The organism is Streptomyces lydicus (genome assembly GCF_001729485.1).
Classification (GTDB): Bacteria; Actinomycetota; Actinomycetes; order Streptomycetales; family Streptomycetaceae; genus Streptomyces; species Streptomyces lydicus_D.
This window is the reverse complement of record NZ_CP017157.1, coordinates 4033058-4053284: the sequence shown is the minus strand read 5'-3', so window position 1 is coordinate 4053284 and position 20227 is coordinate 4033058. Positions and strand designations below refer to the sequence as shown.

The window sequence follows — 20227 nt, the reverse complement described above, 5'->3', positions numbered from 1 at the left end:
CCCTGCTTCGGCAGGCGGCGGGGTGCTTCGTCGTACCGGCTTGCAGATGCCCACTGAAGGTCTGGTGGTGAGACGGTTCGGCACGCTGGGTAGCCTGTCGCTGCCTCGACGAGGCTGGGAGGGCCACCCGGGCCATCGACGTCATGAGGGGCGGCCTGACCCTGGCCAACGTCGTCGGCGTGCCGATCGGCTCGTTCGTCGGCCAGTACACCGGCCGGCGCGGCCCCCTCTGGGCCCTGGCCGTCCGCGCCGCCCTGGCTGCCGTGTTCGTCGGCCGGTTCATCCCCCGCCAGGCAACAGCGGGCCGACTTCGTCGCCAACGCCGGCGGCGTTGTCGCCGCCGCGTTCGCCATGGACGCCCGCTACTCCGGCTTCCGGCCCGAGACCCCCACCATTTTCGAGGCGATCTCCAGCCGGCTGCGCACGAACGCCGTCACCGTCCTTGAGGAGGCCAAGCGTCGCAACACGACACCGCACACGGCCGGCCGCCCGCCCCGCCGCAACCTGGCAGAGGAACGCGTCCGCACCGCCATGCACAGCAAGGGACGTATCCCCCGCTGAGGCACGGCTTGCACGCCGCGCTGGGCGGACAGTCACGGCGAGTGGTCCGGAGGCCGGGCGATCAAAGGGTGGTCGCCCGGACGCTGGGCCGTTCCGGGCTCGACAGAACTGCCATCCATCCCGGGATGCCCAGCGCCCGCTGCGACGGTTGAGCATTGTCGCATCGCGAGCGCCAAGGATCTGGCTTCTGTCCATGGCGTGCAGGGAGGCGCCCCCCACTCTCGGTGTACACGAGATCCCGCCTCGGAGATTCCGCGTCGGGTGATCCCCGGCGTTCCTCGCCGGCCGCCTCGACGCTCACGGTGGGCGGGCGAGCCGTGACTCCCGCGCGGATCTCGACTTCCCCTGCGATCCGATGGGGAGGGCGGTCGGTTGTCTGCACACCCGCCACCCCTCGGTGCGATGAGCACGGGTGGGGGGACGCGATTCTTGTCGGCGCCCGGGGTGTCTGGGCTGCTCAGGCCGGGGTCGCCCGAGGGGAGCTCTCAGTCGTCGATCGCCTGGTAGAGCGTGGTCCAGAAGTCGAGCATGAGATGCACCGGATCCGGGACGTTCAGCAGCATCCGGAAGTAGGCGTGGTAGTCGTCGGCGGTGGAGACCAGCCCGCCACCGCCTCCGGGGAACGTCGGAGGGAGCTCCACCGGCCCCCCTCGGCCTCGTCCCACACGGTGAACTCCCCGGTCTGCGGGTCGGGGGCGTAGAGGGTCGGCAGCCGGTCGATCTTGTCGGCGGGTACATGGAAACCGGTGTCCTTCATGCCCAGCGGCTCGAAGATGCGCTCGCGCAGGAACGACTCGAAGGACTGGCCGGTGACCCTGGCGACCAGCACGCCGACCAGGTCGCTGCTGATCTGGTACTGCCAGCGTTCGCCGGGCTGGTGCCTCAGCGGAAGCGTACCCAGGCGGCGCATCCACTCGTCCGGCTCGGGCATCGGCGTTTCGGCAGATTGGGGGTGAGTCCCTGCTCGAAGACCGCGTTCATGATCGGAGTGCCCAGCACGGTCATATCCATGCCGAGCCCGAACGTGGAGTCGCCCCGGGTCGAGGGAATCTCGCCGTCGTGGTCATGCTCACCGGCGACGACCGAGCCACGGCCGAGCGCAGCAGCAGGACGGCGTCAGCCGATGGGCAGCCGCCATGCGCCGGCATCAGCGGTTCACTCGCCAGCGAGCCGAGGTGCTGCGTTGTGTGGTGGCGACCGGACACCACGGTCGCCACCGACGCCAGAAGTGAAGCCCGCGAGAAGGAACTCACCCACGCGGCATACCACTTCGAGCTGGAGAGCCAGTGGCACGGCACGGAGTCGCTCCCCCGTACCACTGCACCGAGGCACTGTGAGCTGCCTCACCCAGCTCCGTCCGCTCCGACACACGAACTGCCTGGCCGGCACCCCTCTCCCCTGGTCCGCCCCCGCTTGTTGGCCGGATACGTCAGTAATCTGTCATTGCAGCCAGTACACCGTTCCATACAGGCTGTGACTGTGTTGGAACGACGTGTTGTTGTGGTGGTGTACGCCGGGGCGATGGCTCTGGACATCACCGGACCGATCGAAGTGTTCGATACCGCCAACCGGCTCCTCGACCCGTCGGGCGCCCCCTACCGTGTCGACTTCGTCTCCGCCGACGCACCGCTGGTGCGCACGAGTTCAGGGGTGGTGGTGGCTGCCGCACCCCTGAACTCGGAGCAGGGGCCGATCGACACACTCCTCGTACCGGGCGGCTGGAGTCTCCAGAACGCACTGCGGGACCGGGTACTGGTCTCCTGGATCCGCGGGGCGGCAGCACGGTCGCGCAGAGTCGCCTCCGTATGCGGCGGATCCTTTCTGCTGGCGGAGGCGGGCCTCCTCGACGGCAGGCGCGCCACTACCCACTGGGCGTACAGCGAAGCGATGGCGTGCCGCTATCCGGAGGTGACGGTGGACGCCGAGCCGATCTTCGTCTGGGACGGCCGCTTCGTGACCTCCGCGGGCGTGTCGACGGGCATCGACATGGCGCTGGCTCTGGTGGAGGCCGATCACGGTGCGGCGCTCGCCCTGGAGACAGCACGGTTTCTGGTGCTGTTCCTCAAGCGACACGGAGGACAGTCCCAATACAGTGCCGTCCTCGACGCCCAGTTGGCCGATCATCCGCCGATCAGGGCAGCGCAGGAATGGATTCTGGGCCACCTGCACACCCCGCTCCCCGTGGCCGAGCTCGCCCGGCAGGCCAACATGAGTGAGCGCAACTTCGCCCGGGTCTTCCGGCGCGAGGTGGGCACGACACCCGGACAGTACGTCGAGCGGACCCGCATCGCCCGGGCTCGCGAACTGCTGGAGACGACCGAACTGGCGATCAGCCAGATAGCCGGCCGTTGCGGATTCGCCGCCCCCGAGACCTTCTTCCGCTCCTTCGCACGAACCCTGGGACTCACCCCCAAGGAATACCGACACCGCTTTCAGGTCATCTCGCCGGCCGGCCTCGTCGACCGGCACCACGAGAGGGACAGGAACTCTTTATGACCGGCACGACCTCCCACCCGCGAGACGCGGAAACGGCACGCCTGGCCGACCATCTGGTCGCGGAACTCGCCGGGGCCGGCGTCTCCCACGTATTCGGCGTCGGCGGCGCGAACATCGAGGACCTGTACGACGCCGTGCACCGCAGCGACGCCGTCCGCGGCGTCGTCGCCAAGCACGAGTTCTCCGCCGTCACCATGGCCGACGGATACGCACGCACCACCGGGCGCCTCGGCGTCGTTGCCACCACCTCGGGCGGCGGGGCGATGAATCTCGTACCGGGCCTGGCGGAGGCCCATGCCTCGCGGGTGCCGGTGCTGGCCCTGGTGGGTCAGCCGCCGACCGAACAGGAGGGCCGCGGGGCGTTCCAGGACTCCAGCGGCAAGGCAGGGGCCTTCGACGCCCGGGAGGTGTTCGCCCCCGTCTCCCGGTTCTGCGCCCGGGTGGACGACGCGGAGTCGCTCGTTGAGTTGCTGCCCCGGGCAGTGGCGGCGGCGCAGTCCGATCCCCGTGGGCCGGCTGTGCTGTTGCTGCCCAAGGACGTGCAGCAGGCGCGCATCCGGGTGCCCGGCCGCGGCGCGACCGCTCCCCCGGGCGCGCCGGCACCGTCGGCATCGGTGGCACGGCTCGACAAGGCCGTCCTTACCACCGTGTCGGAGGCCCTTCGCGAGGCCGGCCGCGTTCTCGTCATTGCCGGTGAGGACGTCGCTGCCGCCGACGCGCGTACGGAGTTGGCCGAACTGGCCCGGCGCCTCGGGGCGTGGGTGGCGGTCACCCCGGATGCCAAGGACGTCTTCGACAACCGTGATCCCCGATTCGCAGGCGTAGCGGGGGTGATGGGCCACACCAACGTCGAGGAGTGTCTGCGGCGGGCCGACGTATGCCTGCTGGTCGGTACCCGACTGCCGCTCATGGCACGCGGCGGACTCGACCGGGCTCTGGCCACCACCGACGTCGTCTGCCTCGGCCCCGAACCGCCGTTCGTGGCAGGCACCGCGCTGGGCGGAAACCTGCGGAACGCGCTGCGCGCAGTGACCGCCCTCCTGCCACCCCGCCCACATCCCTGTCCCCCGCACGCCGGTCCTCTCCCCACTCCCATGCCGGGCCCGCTCTCCCAGGCGCGTGGGCGAACCCTCCCCTACCGTCAGGCGGTCGCCGCGGTGGAGGCGGCTCTCCCCCAGGACGCACACGTCTTCGTGGACGCCGGCAACGCGGGGGCCAGCGCCGTCCATCTGCTCCCGGCACCGCGCCACGGCCGCTTCGTGGTGGCGGTCGGCATGGGCGGCATGGGCTACACCTTCGGTGCCGGCATCGGCGCCGCGCTCGCCACCGGCCGACGCACCTACGTGCTCGCCGGGGACGGGGCGTTCTTCATGCACGGGATGGAAGTGCACACCGCCGTGGAGTACGCCGCCCCCGTGACCTTCGTGATCTTCAACAACAATGCCCACGCCATGTGCGCGCTGCGCGAGGAGTTCTTCCAGGGCGGCGTCCGCGACGACGACCTGTTCGCCCGGACCGACCTCGCCGCGGGAGTGGCCGCCGCCTTCCCGTCCCTCGATGCCACGGGCGCCGGCGACGCGGCGCAGCTGCGCACGGCGCTGCTGCGCGGCAATGCGGGCGGCGGCCCGGCGTTCGTCGCGGTGGACTGCGACCCGCGGGAGATCCCACCGTTCCTTCCCTTCCAGTCCTTCACCGACAGCACCGGCGAGACCGCCGTCACCGAGAGCACCCACCGCACCGAGAGCAAGGAGAGTTCGGATGAGCGAGGAATCGTCCAGGTTGGCTGACATCCCCGGCCTGCTGCGGATCGAGAACGCCGGCAAGGAGGAACTGACCGCCCACTGCATGGAGCTCACCCAAGCCGTCTACCCCCACCATCAGGTCTACGGGCAGTACTGCACCCTCCACGAGTACGTCGACTGCCCCCCGGAGGCGGCCTACGACTACCTGCGCCAGGGGCACCACCTGGAAGAATGGACCTGCAGCCTGCGGGACTTCGCGCCCTCCGGCACACCGGGGCTGTGGGTCGGCAACGACCGGCTGGAGGACGACACCAGGATCTACTGCGAGGTGGTCGCCCACCCCGACGCCATGACCGTGGACTACCACTGCTCCTGGGACCAGGGCGAGAAGCTGTGGATGATCTACCTGATGCGCGTCGTCCCGGCGCAGCTGGTGCTGGACAAGCCGGGTTCGGTGATCACCTGGACCAACTGCCGGCACCCCTACTACGACGCCAACCCTCATCCCGAGAGGGCGCCCCGCCCGGACCGGCCCTGGGTGGGCGACTACTGGGACCTCTTCTACGCGGGGCACACCGTGGAGATGAACAACCTCAAGGCGATCCTGGAACACCGCCACCGCAACGGCCTGCCGGTCAGCGCGGCGCCGTCGAGGGCGGGGGCGCGGTGACGACGGTCAGCCTCACCGACGTCGCGAGCTACCTCCCCGGCGAGCCGGTGCCCGCGGAGTTCTACACCGAGTACCCCGGAGCCGAGGACAAGCTGCGCGACCACCCGATGTTCAGGGTCCCGCCATTACGGCACCACGTGGCTGCCGACGAGACGAACGCGGACATGGTCGAACGCGCCGTACAGCCTCTGATCGATCGACACGGCAGGGACGAGATCCGGGGCGTCGACGTGCTGTTGGTGCACAGCCAGTTGCCGGACCTGCCGTTCGTGGGCGCAGGCACCGAAGTGGCGCGCCGACTGGGTCTGAACCCGGAGTGGCTCGTCGACGTGGCCAACGCGGGCTGCGCCTCCTTCGTGTACATGCTGAAGCTGGCCCGCCAGATCCTCACCACCACCGACGCGAAGACCGCCTTGATCTGCAATGCCCAAAGCGCCGCGGGCCAGTGGTTCACCCAGTCCCAGGTGCGCCGGCTCGCCCAGGCTGCGATCCCGGGCGACGGCTGCGGTGTGGGGTACGTGACGACGTCGTCCGACGCGCCGGTCCTCGACGTGGCGACCCGGCACATCGCCGAGTACGCCGGGGACATGACCGTAGCCCTCGACGACGGCCGCAAGTACTGGGAACCGGGAGAGTCCCAGCTGCGGATCGGGTTCACCGACGCCGGCGTCGCCAAGGTCCTGGCGCGCGGGAACCGCCTCGTTCCCGAGGTGGTCACGGACCTGTGCCGGCGGCTCGGCGTGGCGACCACCGACATCGACGCCCTCATCACCAACCAGCCCAATCGCACTTTCCTGCGAAACTGGCGGGAAGCGCTGCAACTGCCGGCCGAACGCCACCTGCACACCTTCGACGAGTACGGAAACCTCTTCGGCGCGGCGATCCCGATCACCCTGGACCGCGCGATCAGCTCGCGGCAGGTCGAGGACGGCGACCTGGTGGTGCTCGGAGGATTCGCCCACGCGGGCGACTTCGCAGGTGCCGTCGCCGTCCGCTGGCACGGTGGACGGTCCTGAGCGGCGCCGGGAAGAAGATCCAAGGACCGCTGGCACGATCCGGACCAGGCACGGACCAACGCCCTCCCGACGGACGCAACAACTGCTGTCTCAGCAGGTCAGCACCGCTATGAGCGCTGCACCACCAGCAGACGAAGAACATTCTTTGTTCCTACAGCCCGAAGAAGCTTGGGTTCTTCTAGAGCCTCAAGTCGGCTGCCTGGAGGCGCCGTTACACTCCAGGCAGCCCGACACCGGAGTCACTCTAGGTATGGAACAGGCTGCCTCAAGTCGATGGTCGACCTACACGAGGACTGCCCCCGGACCAGTCACGGACCAGACTCCCGCCAGGGGTGAGGCAGGCGACAACCCTCTGACACGTGTGGTGGCACGACGTAGCGGGACCGCTCAGGCTCTGCAGCGCTCTCCGCAGTCGTGGGCATCTGTGAACCAGTTCGACATCGCGTTCGGCGAAGCCGTCGAGCGGCTCTGTACAAGCTGCCGGTGGGCTCTGTTCACGGACAGCCCGATCCTGCCGCTCGGCGCGGCGGTGAACGACGTGGACTCTCTCACCATCTGGCTCGACAGGGACCCCGAGGACGAGGATGACGTCAAGGCCGAGCGTGACGCGGCCATCGTCCTCTCCACCGGCGACTACCCGCTCCACACCAGTGACGTCGGCGACGCGGATGAGGAAGACAACGAGGCTGGGCACGACACAGGCCGGGGTAATCCCCAGAGACAAGGCCCGGCAGATCCATCGCGTCCAGCAGTCGGCGAAGCTGGCCTCGCATGACCTCGGGCCCGCCGAGATGGGTGTTCAGCGCTTGTTCGCCCAGCAGGACATGGAAGGTCCTGTCCTCCTGGCCAACGTACTGCGCCCGAGCCGTACGGGCGGCCACCCCAGCCTCGATGTCGACGGGAGACCCGTAGAAGTCCACGACGAGCCGCAGCACGGCCGCGGCATGCTCCGACGTCTGCAAAAGGCCCGAGACCAGGTCCGGGCTGTAGCCCTGACAGAAGGAAAGCCCAGCACTAGCCTCGGACGCGCGGCAGGCGAGCAGCGTCACCCACGCAAGGTGAGCGTGCTGCACGGCAACCTCCCTTCTCCTGCGGGCAAGTGCGCCCTAGCGGCACGTACGTGCCGTTCGTAACCTCGAACTCATGGCCAACGGCGTCTGGCACACCGGCTACGAAATCGTCGTCCACCTCACCCACGCAGACCTCGGACACCCAAAGCGACCCGGCCTGCTGGAGGAAATCACCCGCCCCATCGGGGACCGGGACCGGCAGCTACTCGAATGCTTGGAACACCACGAAGACGGGATATGCCAGGCCGAAGATGAGGGCCGCACCCCGTGGATGGCAATCCGCCGACGCACAGTCGACGGAGTCACCACTCTGGTCGCGGCGCACCTCCCCCTACGCACGAAAGCGACGGCCGAGGAGTCCGACAAGCACAAGGCGATGAAGGAACGCATTGCCCGAACCGCCCAGGAGCACGGGCTGTCCGCCGACCTGGAGGCCAGGTCGGATGACGGCCGAATCCGCACCGACGTCCTGATCGCCGGGCCGGCGGGGAAGGTGGGATGGGAAGCGCAATACTCCCCGATCACCGCAGCCACCGTCCGGCGCCGCTCCTCTCGAGCCGTCGAACTTGGCATCACTCCGTTGTGGGTCACGAGTGACGGCGCATCAGCGCTCATCGACCGGGCGCCATGGGTGCTGGTCGACGACCAGCCGTGGCATGTCATCGCCAGCCGTAAATCCATGCTGGTCCGAGCTGGCGCCCGGAACCTGCAGGAGTGGCGCTGCGACGAAAACAGTCAGCGCCCCTGCTCCGGGTCTGGTGGGATGCGGACCTGCGGAGGATTCCACGCCCACTGGGACCTGCCCGCCCTTTGTCTACCGCCGAAACCGACACCCCAGCTGGACGAACTCGTCGTCACGAGTGCGACAGGGAGCTGGGTTCCGATGCGGATCCCCGACCCGCGCGAGCCCCGGCTCACCGCCCGGATGTGGGTCCCAGAGCAGGACCGATCCCGCTGGCGCGAGATCGTCGGCCCGCCCGAACCCGAACCTGACGGCATGGACCAACCTGACGACGGAGAAATCACCTTCACCGGCGAAGAGCTCGACACCCGCTGCCGATACGGCGAGCGCACTCACACCTTTGACGACACCCGAAGACACCGTGCCACCCCCGCAGCCGCCGCACCCCACACCTGGACAGACGTCCCCACACACCTGTACCGCATCCCCCGGCAAGAACAGCGCCTCGTCCTCGCACCCGGCGAACGGCAACAGGCTGCCCAACTCCTCAACTGCCCGCCCTGGCACATCGGCCCGTGCGCCGGCTGCGGCACACCCATCAACCGCTACGGACACCGCGGCCACCACGCCTGCCCGGCATGCCGGCGGAAAGTCCGCGAAGGGCCAACCACATCCACCAGCCACGGCTCGTGAAAGCGAGCGTCGCCCAGATCCCTCCTGTTCGGTCTGCGCCTCCCGCCGAACAGTCTTGTCATGCGTCCAGATCAACACCGCTACCTGGCCGAGCCGCCAGATGGATCCGCCGTTCCAAGGGTTGTTCCCCCGTTCATCGCCTCCTTGCTGAACGGATTCTTCGATCCACACAACGCCACGTTCGTCCGCAGCGACGACGCCATCTATCCGCCGGACATCGCCCGGCACGTCGCCCACGGCACTCGCGCCCTGGTCACCTGTGGCACCGCGGACACCAACGTGCCGTGCCGGACCACACCGCCACTGCTCACGGCCTTGGCAGCGGCCCGCACCACTGGCCCTGGGCTACGGATCCTGGCCAGCCTCGAGCACTTCCTTCACCCCGCGGGCGCCCCGGCCAACGACCAGATGATCGCCCCGGCCGCGCAGCGCGCCCTGCACGACTTCGTCCGCCCCTGGCAGCACCTCACGACGAGCTGAGCACCTCGCGTACGGCCGCGACGACGCCGACGGGCCCGCTCTGGTGGAGCATGCGCCCGACGGAAGGGCGAACGCGCCGTGTTCGGGTGCCGAGCCGCCATTTCCTTGGCGTGCTCGGCGTCAGCGTGGCGCTGAGCCCAGTTCGATGTGCGCCGCAGCCCCGCAGCCCCCGATCCCGACGTCGTGCTGCAGGCCAGGCGGCCGGCGCGCCGTGCGCCACCAGGCCGGGCGGCGGCAGATCGGACATGGCCTCAAAGCGGCGCGGGTCCCTCGCCTGGCCCTGCGGGTCCGCAAGCGCCGGACGCGAGCGCCCGGGGTCACGGTGACGATCACGGTGCAGAGCGCTCCGGCGACGGCGGTCCAGGTCACCCCTTCCACGACGCGCCGGACGCCCGTGCCCGTCGTGTGTGCCCCCCACGGCCACATTCTCCGTTCCTTGCCCCTTGTTCCCCGTTAGAGGGCACCGATCCACGGCACTACCAAGGCTTGAGATCAACCGACCGAATACGCGGTGGTCTTCGCGAAGAGCGGGTCGCCCGGCCCGGACGCTGACACCCCGCTACCAGCTCGGTCGACTTCGTGGCGACATGGCACTCAGGAACTGTCGTCGGTCGGGGGCGGCCCCTCGGCGGGGAACAGGATCGGGCTGATCAGGTGGCGGGTGCGCTCAGCCGAGGGAGTGTTCCCCATCCGTGAGACGAGCGCTTCGCGCATCTCGCCGATCAGCTCGGCGAGTTCGTCCCGGCTGAGCCAGAGCGCGTGCTGGCGGTAGCCCACCAGGTCGGCTGTCGGATCGGCGTCGTCCCGGTCGAGGTAGGCGTTGAACTCGGCGAGCAGGGTGGCCATGGCCACGGCGAACACGCGCCGGTGGTCCTCCACCGACACCGACGCCGCGGTGTCGGCGTCGATCACCGCCCGCTCCCCCTTCAGCAGGTACCGGCGCTCGACGGCGCCACGCACCCGCTGCTCACCCACCACCTCCAGGAGGCCGCCGTCGGCCAGCATTCCGACGTGCCGGTACACGGTGGCCTTCGACACGTCGGGCAGCAGCGCGCACAGCTGCGACGTGGTGAGCGTCCGCCCGCCGGACATGGCGTGCACAATGCGCAGCCGTACCGGGTGCAGCAGCAGTTCGACCGTATCCATGGGCTCACATTCTCACAGCTGATACTGTTCTCAAACTTAAGAACAATGGCTCTGAACAGTGACGTCGAGTGAACGGGGAGAGTCGACCATGCAGCACCCATCGCTACCGCTGGGACGCCACTACGACATCGACGGGCGGCGGCTGATGCTGCACCGCTCCGGCAACGGCGGCCCTACCGCGGTGTTCCTGGCGGGAAGCGGGCTGATGAGCCTGGACTACCTGAACATCCACCACCGTGTCGCCGAGCTGACCGGCAGCGTGCTCTACGACCGCGCCGGCAACGGCTGGAGCGACCCGGCCGAGCTGCCCCGCACCGCGGCCGAGGTCACCGACGAACTGCAAACGCTTCTGCGCACGGCCGCCGTGCCCGGCCCGTACCTGCTGGTCGGCCACTCCCTGGGCGGCGCCTACGCGCGCCACTACGCGAGGCGCTTCCCCGGCGAGGTCGCCGGCCTGCTCCTGCTCGACCCGTTCCACGAGGACCTGGTCGTACGCGCACCCTTGGCGGCGCGAGAGCGGCTGAACCGGATGCTGGAAGACATGCGGGACCAGGAGCTGGTGGAGCTCACGCAGGAGCAGATCCAGCAGTCCCGCGTCCAGATGGCACCCCACTTCGCGGCCTGGCCAGAGCCCGTGCGCAAGCCGCTGATCGAACGCCACCTCGCCACCTGGCGGGTCGCCTCACAGGAGAACCAGAACCTCTACGACAAGGTCGCCGACGAGTTCCGGCGCGCACCGGACACCCCCGACGTGCCGCTGATCGTGCTCTCCGCCATGGGGCACGATGCCACGCAGGCTCACCTCTGGCCCGAAGAACTGCTGCGCGAGATCAACGAGAGCAAGCTCGCCCTGCACGCGGAGCTGGCCGCGGAAACCCCGCGCGGCGAACACCGCATCCTCGACGACGCCGGACACGGCTGGCTCCATGAGGAACGCCCGGACGGCGTGCTCCAGGCGGTCAACGACCTCCTTCGGAGGCAGAGTTCAGCGAGATGACGGCCGGGTGAGCTGAGCCAGAGGCATCACCGGCCGGGCCGCATTGCTGCGCACGGCACCTCACTGCCGCCGGCCCCGCGTCAAGGACGAGGCCCAGTGCACGAGCGTGGGCGCGCCCCGGAATCCGACATGGTCTGACGGCGCAGTCGATTGCCGACCCGCAACGCGAGCACACCGGGCATCTCACCGGGCTCACCGCGCAAACAACCGCAGGTCTCTGGCTCGTTGCACGCAGGCCGGCTCACGTCCCCGACCACCCCAGGTACGGGCTGCCATATCGGGTTCCGTCGTCCGCGTCCTCCTCCAGAGCGGCCATGCGCGCCTTGTACTCGGCCTGCGGGATCTGTCCGAGGATCGCAAGACGTTCCAGTTCCAGCGCTTGGACGTCATGGGCGATCTTGCGACTCTGTTCCACTTGCTCTCTGCCGAACTCAACGGCCTTGGTGCGCTCCAACGAGCGGCATCGCTGCAACTGCCCGGCAATCAACCGTGCGGTCTGTTCGAAGTAGTCGTCGTGCCGACCTGACCACATCTTGCCACCCCGTTTTCCATGGAAAGCGCTCAAAGCACAAGGGCATGTCGACCGATTGGAACGAGCGTCCGGCTACCGAGGATGTCGGTGGCATTGCCGGCGGCACACCCCCAACCGCTCCCCGCGGACCGTCGGCTCAGCATCGGGTGCTGCATCGCGAGCGTCGTCTGTCTTCTCCTGCGTCTGTGCATAGCCGTGGCTCCCCGGGTCTCACGGTTCCGGCAAACCGATGGCGGTTCCCTGTTTTTCCTGGCGGCCTTCGTCGGCGTGGTGTCAGTGAAGAAGGGGCCGCCATCGCGCTGGGCGTACGGCTGCACGGTGGCGGCCGCCAAGCAGACTCCGCAGTTTCCTTGTCTGGAAGACGGTGTCGTCACCAAGGACTGGAACGACACCACCTTCGGCATCGACGTGTCCAACGGCTCTGTGACGCACAAGGAGACCGACAGCGACTGAGGCGGATCACGTCCTGTGGCTCCCCCACACGGCCGGTGGCATTCCCTGGGCACCGGGCGCGACGTCCGGGTCCCTCAGCCCTTTTATCGCGTAGCTGAACCGCGCTGACCACGCCACAATTCGTCAGGGCCGGCAGGACAGCCGGACGCTGAGCAGTTCGGTCCTCAGCACGGGCGTGCCGTCGACAGGCGCCGGGTCCGGCGTAGTTGGCTCGATTCCGCCGGCAGCAATCTTGTCGAGCGTCTTCAGGCCGGCGGCACCGACCGTGCCGAACACCGTGTAGTTCGGTCGCAGCGCGGAATCGCCGTAGACGACGAAGAACTGCGAACCGTTCGTGTTCGGTCCGGCGTTGGCCATCGCCAGCAAACCGCGCCCGTAAAGGCGACGGGCTCCGGTCGGATCGCTCGGTGCCGGCGGCAGGTCCACCGGCAGCTCGTCCTTGTACTCGTACCCCGGCCCACCCTCGCCAGTTCCGGTCGGGTCGCCACACTGCAGGACCTTCAGCGTCGGATACGCCGTCAGTCGATGGCACACCGTGCGGTCGTAGAACTGGTGCCGCGCCAGGTGCACGAAGCTCTGGACCGTGCACGGCGCCTTCGCCCGGTCCAGACGCAGCGGGAGCGGACCCTGGCTGGTCCGGACAGCCATACCGACCGTGCCGTGACTGGGGGTGTGCCGCGGATCGGGCGGCAGGGGAACCGGCCGCGCCGCCGGCTCACTCGGCGTCTGGGTGTACTGGCAAGGACCGTGCGTGGTTCGCGGCGGGGCATCGGAAGCGGAGGCGGTGGTGCTACCTCCGGAGGTGATACTGCCCCCGGACACGACCAACGCTGCTGACGCCAATGCGGTCATGAGAGCTCGCTTCATCCTGCACACCCTCCAAAAGATCGTCAGATTTCGGAGCGGCCGCAGTCTAAAGCGCATCCCGGCGGGCGAGTACCCGTCCGCAAGCCACATCCGCTCCCGGCCTCGGGCCCGGCCTCGGGCCCGGCCGCAGGCCACTTCGTTCGGATGCGGCACAGTGGCGCCTGGCCGATCAGGGTGTCCACCCGTCGCACGACGGATGCTCCCCGAACCCGGTCGAGCGGCCTCCCCAGTCCAAGCAGAGGCCCTCACCGAACGCTGCGTGCGCATGAGGTGGTCTCACCGGGGTGCTGCTGTCGAGACTGACGATGCCGCTGCCGTCATCTCGGGTCACTCCGCGTGAAGGCGTCGCCGGTCGGCCAGCGTTCCGGCAGATCGAGGGCGGTGTGGACGGAGCGAATCGCGGGCTGGCGCTTGACCTGAACCCCAGCCAGTTGCGCGGTTGCCCAGGTAGGGAAGATGGGGGCAGGAAGCGAGGCGGGATCCGGGCTTTGCCAGAGAACGGGTCCACGTCCTCGCCGCCGAGGGACAGCGGGCGCGCACGTGGTCTACGTCCACCCCGTCCGCGGGGAAGTCGCCCAAGCGCCAGTCGCACCAGGCCGAGCCCCGTTCCTGCACTCGCCGGCGGAGCCTTGCAGCAGCGTCACGGCGGTTCGCCCGTCGCACAGCCATCGGCACAGGCACGGCTCAGGCCGCCGCAGTCCACTGCGCCCACCACACCACTGGCACTTGCGGACCCACATCGAGCACCCCAAGGGCGTTATGGCCAAGTGCAAAGACGGCACCTGGTCATACTCGAAGCACTTCTCCGGCACCTGCTCCCACCACCGCGGCGCGAGGTACTGGTTCAAGTAAGCCAGCCCGAGACGTGCAGCGTTGGCGTACCGGCACCTCGCCTGCGGTACCGACGGGCAGCCGGCAGTTGTGAGTCGGTTGCCCTGGCCGGCTGCCTCCGCCTGGGCGGAGAGCGCTCCGGGTTCCTCTGCTGTTCATGGCTGATCCGCCATGAACAGCAAGCCTCTGACCTGGCCTGCGCGGACCGCGACGGATTCTCGCCGCCGGCGCACCGATGCAGTATGATCATGACGCAACTTCGGCCCTCGGGCCGGAACCGCGCGTCTGTGGTCCAAGGAAAGACATCCACCAGCCGGTGGGAGATGCAGGTGCAAGGCCTGCCGGGCGCTCTGAGAACGGTCCCTTCCCTGTACGGGGAAGGGACCGTTTTTCCGTGCTTCCACGGGAGCCGCCTCTGCCTGCTGTTCTGATCACCGCACCCCGGGGTGGGGTTCTCCGGTCGGGAGGCAAACAGATCGCCGGCGGTGCCCGGCAGGCCCAACCGGCCGCAGCCGGTCAGCTGCTCGACCAGGCGCTCCGGGTCGGTCCAGTAGCGGCGGTCTACCGGGATGCGTCGGGATACGCGGCGGTCGCGCGGACCTCGACGAGGAGCCCCGGGCTGGCGAGGCCACTGACCCCGATGATCGTCCAGGTCGGGTAGGGCGCTTCGACGAGGCGCTGCTTGGCCTTGATGAATCCGGGCAGGTGCCGGCGGATGTCGACGTGGTAACTGGTGACGTCGACGAGGGCGGACATGTCGAGGTTCTCCATCCGGAGGATCTCCTCGATCTTCCGGATGGCGATCTCGGTCTGCTCCTCGATGGTGTCCGGGATGGTTCCGTCGGCGCGGCGACCGATCGTTCCGGCGATGAACAAGAGGCCGTGCGCACGCACCGCGGCGGAATAGCCGAAGCCTGCGAAGGCATTGGTGGTCTCCCCGAAGACCGTGTTGTTCTCGGGGATCTCGACGGTGTGGACGGTCATTTGCGGTGCTTCCTCTTCTTTGTTGAACCTGTGTTGACTTCTTTGTTGACGGGTCGTGGAGCCCGTCGAGTCAGTCGCCCCAGCGGGACGAACGGCCGGTGTGCTCCAGCCGGGTCCGGCCGAAGGTCTGGCGTTCGCGCAGGAGTTCGCCGGGGGTCGTGTACCGGGGTGCGTTCTTCGGGTCTTTCGCGGCCTGCGCGACGATCGCGTCGGTGAGTGAGCGGATCATGTCCAGCCGTGGATAGGCGGCGTGCATGGCGTCGGCCTGCTCATCGGTGACCGCGTCGAGGTGGTCGGCGCCCGCCGGGCCTCCGAAGTCGAGGGCGACGCCTTCGCGGACGAGCACGCACAGCGTGCCGCGGCGTTCCGCGATGCCCGGAGAGGTGTGCAGGGCGATCGCCTGCCAGACCTGGTCGGCGTCGGCCGTGGACATCCCGTGTTGGATGAGGAATTCGGCGGCCCGGTCGGCGCCTTCGACCTCGAACCGCTGTCGGTGCGGGCCGTCCGACGCCAGGCCGAGGTCGTGCATCGCGCACGCGGCGAACAACAGGTCGTCCCGGTAGTCGTGGCCGACGGCCAGGCCGAGGCGGCCGACGACCAGCCGGGCGAATAGGTAGCTGCGGATGCTGTGGTTGAAGACGGACGGCGTTTCCACCGGTCGGATGAGGTTCATGACGGCGTCGGCAAGTGGTGTGCTGGGCAGCGCGATCGGGTCGGCGGTCGCCTCGCGTGTAGGTCCGGTCATGTCCTCAGCCTGGCCGCGACCACCCTGACCTGGCGATAGGCAATATTTCCTTACCTCGTTAGAATTTTGCCATGGCAGCCCATCGAGTCGCGGTCCTGGCGTTGGACGGGGTCACCCCGCTCGACCTGGCGATCCCGACGCAGATCTTCACCACCCGGCCGGAAACCCCCTACGAGATGACCCTGTGCGCGTTGGACACGAAGGTAGCCACCACCGCGGGTTTCGCACTGCTCGCCGAGGGAGGTCTGGAGCAGGTGCGCACCGCCGACACCGTGATCGTGCCGGGGTTCGAACCGCTCCTCTCGTTGCCGGACGCCGTGCTCGACACACTGGCCGAGGCCCGCGACCGAGGCCGGCGTGTGGTGTCCATCTGCACGGGCGCCTTCGCGCTGGCCGCGGCGGGCGTACTGGACGGGCTGCACGCCACGACCCACTGGAAGCACATCGACGAGTTCGAGCGGAGTTTCCCGGCCGTCACGGTCGACCGCGACGTGCTCTACGTCGACGAGGGCGACGTGCTCACCTCGGCCGGGGTGTGCTGCGGCATCGACCTGTGCGTGCATATCGTGCGCCGCGACCTGGGCGCGGAGGTGGCCAACCGGATCGCCCGCGGTCTGGTCGCGGCCCCGCACCGCGACGGCGGGCAGGCCCAGTACGTGCCGGCTCCCGTCGCGGTGGCCGGTGAGGCGTCGCTGTCCGGTACCCGTGGATGGGCCCTGCAACGGCTCGGCGAACCGCTCACACTGCGCGTGCTTGCCCGGCACGCGGGCCTCTCGCAACGCACCTTCATGCGCCGGTTCACCGAGGAGACGGGCACAACCCCGTTGCAGTGGGTGCTCAACGCCCGGCTCGGCAGGGCGCGGGAACTACTGGAAACCACGGACCTCTCCGTGGATCAGGTGGCGCGGGACTGCGGGCTGGGCACGGCAGCCAACCTACGGCTGCACTTCCGGCGCACGCTGGACACCACCCCTACCGCCTACCGCCGCACCTTCACACACTCGACATCGCGCAGTCCGGTTTCCTCACCAGCAGTCCCGCGCACGGACCAACTGCCACCCGGCTGCCCAGGCCCGCCCGCACCTGCGGCAGCCACCTGGGGCTGATCTACGCGGGCCGCCTGACCCCGGAGAAGGGAGGCCAGGCCCTGACCCGTGCCCTGGCCGACGCCCCGGGCATCGAGCTGAGCATCGCCGCGCCCAGGGCCCGGATCCACGCTCTCGCCCCGCTGTTGCGAAAGGCAGGTATCGGGGCTCGCGACCTGGGCTGGCTGAGCCGCCCGCAGTTGTGGAGAGCCTTCGCCGAGCACGACGCGCTCGTCATGCCCTCGACCACGCTGGAGCTCCTCGGCGTCGGCCTGGGCCCGGAGTTCGGCGAAGAAAAGAAGGCGGACGTCCGGAGGACCCGGACGTCGGTGCGGGCCCCCAACCATCTCCGCCGGGAGCCCGCACGCTCCCGAGGGAGGGTCAGCTGGGCTGGTCGCCGGTGTATCGGTAGATGTCGCCGGCGCTGTTGACGTGCCACGCGTTGCCGTCGGCGCCAGCGGCGATGTCGGTGGCGGTGCCGGGGATCTTGATCCACGGGTTGGTGCCGCTGGCGTCGTTGTTGGTGTACCGGTAGATGCTGCCGGCGGGGTCGACGCCCCACACGTTCGTCCGGGAGCCCACCGCGATGCGCTTGAGGCTGCCGGGGACGCCCACCCACGGGTTCGAGGCGTCCTGGTCCCCGGTGTACCGGTAGACCTGGTTGCTGCTGTTAACCCCCCACACCGTGCCGTCCGCGCCGGCGCCGATGTCGCTCAGCCCCCCGGGGACCTTCACCCAGGGGTTGGCGTCGTAGTTGGTGTACCGGTAGATAGCGCCGGCGGAGTCCACCCCCCCACACGCTCGTGCGGGAGCCCGCGTCGATGCGGACCAGGCTGCCGGAGATGCCCTTCCACGGGTTCACGCCGTCCTGGTCCCCGTGGTACCGGTAGATCTGGTTGCCGCTGTTGACCCCCCACACCGTGCCGTCCGCCGCGGCGCCGATGTCGCTCAGACCTCCGGGGATGTTGATCCAGGGATTGCCGTCAAAGTTGGTGTACCGGTAGACGGCGCTCGCCGCGTTCACCCCCCACACCGTCGTCCTGGAGCCCGCCGAGATCGCCGTGAGGCTGCCCGCGACCTTCACCCAATCAGCCATGAAACACCCTTCGTTGCTGCAGTGGTCACTGTCATCATGGGCGGCGGAAGGAGCCGATAAAGCGGTGAATTTCTGTTCTAGAAGCAAATAGGACAGCAAGTCGATGTTTGGCTTCCCGCAGCCCTTGCGGGACCGAGGGACGCGGTGACCCACCTCGGAGCAAATCTGCCCAAAGCGCCGCCCCTCTCAGGAGTGATCGACAAAGCCACCATTTTGTGTCTGCGACGGTTCGCAGGCACGGGCCGAGAGCGAGGCGCGATGCCAGGTCGACGTTTCGCTGTGATCGTCCGGCGCTGTTCGTCGATGTCCGCCGGGGCGCCGAGCCCCGACTCGCGCCAAGCCTGTTCTCCGAGGGTGTGTGAGAGGTGTTTCTCCAGCTGTTGGACGCGGGCGGCAAGGCGGGCTGCGCGGGCGCCCGCGCACGGCGCGCCGCCACCTTGCCCCGACGGGCCGGTGCGTCGCCCAGTCTTCCGGTGAGGGTTGTGGTGGCCCGGCAGCGATCTGCCGGGCCACCTTGCCAGTACGCCGAGTGCGGGACATCCTTCAGCCGATGCTCCGTCAGATATCGTGCGCAGCAGTTGCGTTGGCCACCAGCAGCACCGCCAGCAGGCCGATGCCGATAAGGACGTAACCCGAGGTGGTCAGGCTGCCGAGGGTGCCCAGGACCGCGACGCCGAGCGCGGAGCCGGCCTGCCGGATGCCGTTCAGGGCGCCCTGACTGGTTGCCGCGTACTCCGGCGGTGCCGAGACGGCCACCGCGGCGGCGGCGCCGGGGATCGACAGCGTGCCGGTCGCGGCCAACGTCAACTCGGCGGCGAGGATCAGCGGCAGCGGCGGGTGGTGGCCGGTGCAGAGGGCCAGCAGCACACCGGAGACCACAGAGGCGGACATGCCGGTCAACAGGATCGGACGCGAGCCGTAGCGGGCGACGAGCCGACCGGTGAAGAACGGCATGACGCACACCGGGAAGGCGAGGGGCAAGGAGGCGAGACCGGCCTTGAACGGAGTCAGGTCATAGGTGTGCTGCAGCCACACGGCGAACAGATACATCCCGCCGAAGTAAGCGAAGCAGGACACCGCGGCGGCGACCATGGCGGCCCGGACCTTCGGCAGGGCGAGCAGCGCCGGCGGCAGCACCGGGGCGGGCACCCGGCGTTCCACAACCGCAACAGCGACGAAGCAGAGCAACGCGGCGACGATCGGGACCAGGGCGCGCGGTGAGCCCCAGCCCTCGATGCCGGCCTCGACCAGACCGAAGGTGAGCAGAGCGAGTCCGGCGGTCGACAGCGCCAGACCGGGGCGGTCCAGAGGGCGGGTGGCGCGGAGGGGCGGCACGGGCAGTCGGCGTGCCAGCAGCAGAGCGGCCACCGCGATCGGCGGGTTGACCAGGAACACCAGCCGCCAGCCGCCGAGTTCGACCAGGGCGCCGCCGAGCACGGGTCCGGCGGCGGCTCCCAGACCGCTGAGCGCCGTCCAGGCACCGATGGCACGGGTGCGGCGCGCGGGTTCGGGGTTGAGGTGGATCAGCAGTGCCAGGGAGGCGGGCACCAGGCCGGCGCCCGCGGCACCCAGCAGTGCGCGGCCGCCGATGAGGGCGCCGACGTTCGGTGCGGCGGCGCAGACCGCGGACAGGGCGGCGAAAAGGCCGAGCGCGGCGGCATAGACGCGGCGCGCGCCCCAACGGTCGGCGATGACACCGCCGGCCAGCAGCAGCCCGGCGAAGACGACCGTGTAGGCGTCGACGGCCCAGGGCAGGGCGGCGGTGGCCGGGTGCAGCGACTTCTGCACGTCGGGCACCGCGACGTTGAGGATCGAGGTGTCGAGCAGGACGAGCAGGTTGCCGGTGGCGATGCCGGCGAACGTCAGCTTGGCGTGACGCCTGGACGGCGCGGGCGCCTGAGCGGGCACGGTCGGTGTGGTCGGCGCAGGCGCTTGGGCCGGTGCGGTGGGTGTGGTCAGCGCGGGCGCCTGGGCAGGCGCGGGCGGGGTGGTCGGTGGGATCGGGCCCGGCTCGGCGAGCCCGGAAGGGTGGGAGAGGGGGTCGGCGGTAGTCATGGCGGCAGCCTGTCCCGGCGGGCCGC

Annotated in this window: 21 protein-coding genes and 1 pseudogene; 12 read left to right on the top strand and 10 right to left on the bottom strand. The window is 69.3% G+C overall.

What is annotated here, in order from left to right:
• Nucleotides 1–351: 351 nt before the first annotated feature.
• The gene (locus tag SL103_RS17530) at nucleotides 352–561 is read left to right on the top strand and encodes a hypothetical protein (protein ID WP_069569951.1); all 210 of its coding nucleotides are present in this window, start codon (nucleotides 352–354) and stop codon (nucleotides 559–561) included.
• A gap of 553 nt (nucleotides 562–1114) precedes the next feature.
• Here SL103_RS17530 and SL103_RS17525 read toward each other — a convergent pair.
• Nucleotides 1115–1492 carry a serine hydrolase domain-containing protein gene (locus SL103_RS17525; RefSeq protein ID WP_347877849.1) on the bottom strand — a complete coding sequence of 126 codons (378 nt, stop codon included), beginning with the start codon at nucleotides 1490–1492 and terminating at the stop codon, nucleotides 1115–1117.
• Between the two features lie 548 nt (nucleotides 1493–2040).
• Between SL103_RS17525 and SL103_RS17520 the strand changes: the two genes are divergently transcribed.
• From SL103_RS17520 to SL103_RS17500, 5 genes are all read left to right on the top strand, one after another.
• Complete coding sequence (locus SL103_RS17520; protein WP_279631160.1) at nucleotides 2041–3057, top strand: GlxA family transcriptional regulator; 1017 nt, start codon at nucleotides 2041–2043, stop codon at nucleotides 3055–3057.
• Complete coding sequence (locus SL103_RS17515; RefSeq protein WP_069569949.1) at nucleotides 3054–4844, top strand: thiamine pyrophosphate-binding protein; 1791 nt, start codon at nucleotides 3054–3056, stop codon at nucleotides 4842–4844. Before SL103_RS17520 ends, SL103_RS17515 begins: the two co-directional genes overlap by 4 nt.
• Nucleotides 4816–5469, top strand: a complete 654-nt coding sequence (locus SL103_RS17510) for a hypothetical protein (protein ID WP_069569948.1) — start codon at nucleotides 4816–4818, stop codon at nucleotides 5467–5469. The genes SL103_RS17515 and SL103_RS17510 overlap by 29 nt, the downstream gene beginning before the upstream one ends.
• Nucleotides 5466–6485, top strand: coding sequence for a 3-oxoacyl-ACP synthase III family protein (locus SL103_RS17505; protein WP_069569947.1), 1020 nt, complete (start codon nucleotides 5466–5468; stop codon nucleotides 6483–6485). Before SL103_RS17510 ends, SL103_RS17505 begins: the two co-directional genes overlap by 4 nt.
• Nucleotides 6486–6909: 424 nt before the next feature.
• Nucleotides 6910–7260 carry a hypothetical protein gene (locus SL103_RS17500; RefSeq protein ID WP_069569946.1) on the top strand — a complete coding sequence of 117 codons (351 nt, stop codon included), beginning with the start codon at nucleotides 6910–6912 and terminating at the stop codon, nucleotides 7258–7260.
• Nucleotides 7261–7270: 10 nt separating this feature from the next.
• Here the strand turns inward: SL103_RS17500 and SL103_RS39545 are convergent.
• Nucleotides 7271–7420: pseudogene (locus SL103_RS39545) on the bottom strand (XRE family transcriptional regulator); the annotation flags it as partial.
• A 208-nt stretch (nucleotides 7421–7628) separates the two neighbouring features.
• Here SL103_RS39545 and SL103_RS17495 point away from each other — a divergent pair.
• Together SL103_RS17495 and SL103_RS17490 are read left to right on the top strand one after the other, a co-directional pair.
• On the top strand, nucleotides 7629–8930 hold the full coding sequence (locus SL103_RS17495; protein ID WP_069569945.1) for a hypothetical protein: 1302 nt from the start codon (nucleotides 7629–7631) through the stop codon (nucleotides 8928–8930).
• Nucleotides 8931–9074: 144 nt separating this feature from the next.
• Entirely contained in the window at nucleotides 9075–9410 is a 336-nt protein-coding gene (locus SL103_RS17490) for a hypothetical protein (protein ID WP_069569944.1), read from the top strand.
• Nucleotides 9411–10004: 594 nt separating this feature from the next.
• On the opposite strand, the gene SL103_RS17485 is transcribed toward SL103_RS17490, so the two are convergent.
• On the bottom strand, nucleotides 10005–10556 hold the full coding sequence (locus tag SL103_RS17485; RefSeq protein ID WP_069569943.1) for a helix-turn-helix domain-containing protein: 552 nt from the start codon (nucleotides 10554–10556) through the stop codon (nucleotides 10005–10007).
• An 88-nt stretch (nucleotides 10557–10644) separates the two neighbouring features.
• Between SL103_RS17485 and SL103_RS17480 the strand changes: the two genes are divergently transcribed.
• Nucleotides 10645–11553, top strand: a complete 909-nt coding sequence (locus SL103_RS17480) for an alpha/beta fold hydrolase (protein WP_069569942.1) — start codon at nucleotides 10645–10647, stop codon at nucleotides 11551–11553.
• A gap of 241 nt (nucleotides 11554–11794) precedes the next feature.
• Here the strand turns inward: SL103_RS17480 and SL103_RS17475 are convergent, their stop codons facing one another.
• Nucleotides 11795–12118 (bottom strand): hypothetical protein, encoded by a 324-nt coding sequence (locus SL103_RS17475; RefSeq protein WP_164492827.1) that lies wholly within the window; start codon nucleotides 12116–12118, stop codon nucleotides 11795–11797.
• Between the two features lie 237 nt (nucleotides 12119–12355).
• Between SL103_RS17475 and SL103_RS38735 the strand changes: the two genes are divergently transcribed.
• Nucleotides 12356–12538 (top strand): hypothetical protein, encoded by a 183-nt coding sequence (locus SL103_RS38735; RefSeq protein WP_244303940.1) that lies wholly within the window; start codon nucleotides 12356–12358, stop codon nucleotides 12536–12538.
• Nucleotides 12539–12661: 123 nt separating this feature from the next.
• Here SL103_RS38735 and SL103_RS17465 read toward each other — a convergent pair whose 3' ends face one another.
• Nucleotides 12662–13186 carry a peptidylprolyl isomerase gene (locus SL103_RS17465; RefSeq protein WP_244303939.1) on the bottom strand — a complete coding sequence of 175 codons (525 nt, stop codon included), beginning with the start codon at nucleotides 13184–13186 and terminating at the stop codon, nucleotides 12662–12664.
• 675 nt (nucleotides 13187–13861) lie between these two features.
• Between SL103_RS17465 and SL103_RS39395 the strand changes: the two genes are divergently transcribed.
• Entirely contained in the window at nucleotides 13862–14257 is a 396-nt protein-coding gene (locus tag SL103_RS39395) for a DUF3761 domain-containing protein (RefSeq protein WP_347877848.1), read from the top strand.
• A 540-nt stretch (nucleotides 14258–14797) separates the two neighbouring features.
• Here SL103_RS39395 and SL103_RS17460 read toward each other — a convergent pair.
• Entirely contained in the window at nucleotides 14798–15220 is a 423-nt protein-coding gene (locus tag SL103_RS17460; RefSeq protein ID WP_069569939.1) for a RidA family protein, read from the bottom strand.
• A 70-nt stretch (nucleotides 15221–15290) separates the two neighbouring features.
• Complete coding sequence (locus SL103_RS17455; protein WP_069569938.1) at nucleotides 15291–15965, bottom strand: HD domain-containing protein; 675 nt, start codon at nucleotides 15963–15965, stop codon at nucleotides 15291–15293.
• Nucleotides 15966–16036: 71 nt separating this feature from the next.
• Here SL103_RS17455 and SL103_RS17450 point away from each other — a divergent pair, with 71 nt between their 5' ends.
• On the top strand, nucleotides 16037–17071 hold the full coding sequence (locus tag SL103_RS17450; RefSeq protein WP_069569937.1) for a GlxA family transcriptional regulator: 1035 nt from the start codon (nucleotides 16037–16039) through the stop codon (nucleotides 17069–17071).
• Nucleotides 17072–17431: 360 nt separating this feature from the next.
• On the opposite strand, the gene SL103_RS38720 is transcribed toward SL103_RS17450, so the two are convergent.
• The 3 genes from SL103_RS38720 to SL103_RS17435 form a co-directional block, all read right to left on the bottom strand.
• Nucleotides 17432–17839, bottom strand: coding sequence for a tectonin domain-containing protein (locus SL103_RS38720; RefSeq protein WP_244303937.1), 408 nt, complete (start codon nucleotides 17837–17839; stop codon nucleotides 17432–17434).
• Nucleotides 17721–18146 carry a tectonin domain-containing protein gene (locus SL103_RS38715; RefSeq protein ID WP_244303936.1) on the bottom strand — a complete coding sequence of 142 codons (426 nt, stop codon included), beginning with the start codon at nucleotides 18144–18146 and terminating at the stop codon, nucleotides 17721–17723. Before SL103_RS38715 ends, SL103_RS38720 begins: the two co-directional genes overlap by 119 nt.
• A 558-nt stretch (nucleotides 18147–18704) precedes the next feature.
• A complete protein-coding gene (locus SL103_RS17435) occupies nucleotides 18705–20201 on the bottom strand; it encodes an MFS transporter (protein WP_079145798.1) in 1497 nt (498 codons plus the stop codon).
• Nucleotides 20202–20227 lie beyond the last annotated feature (26 nt).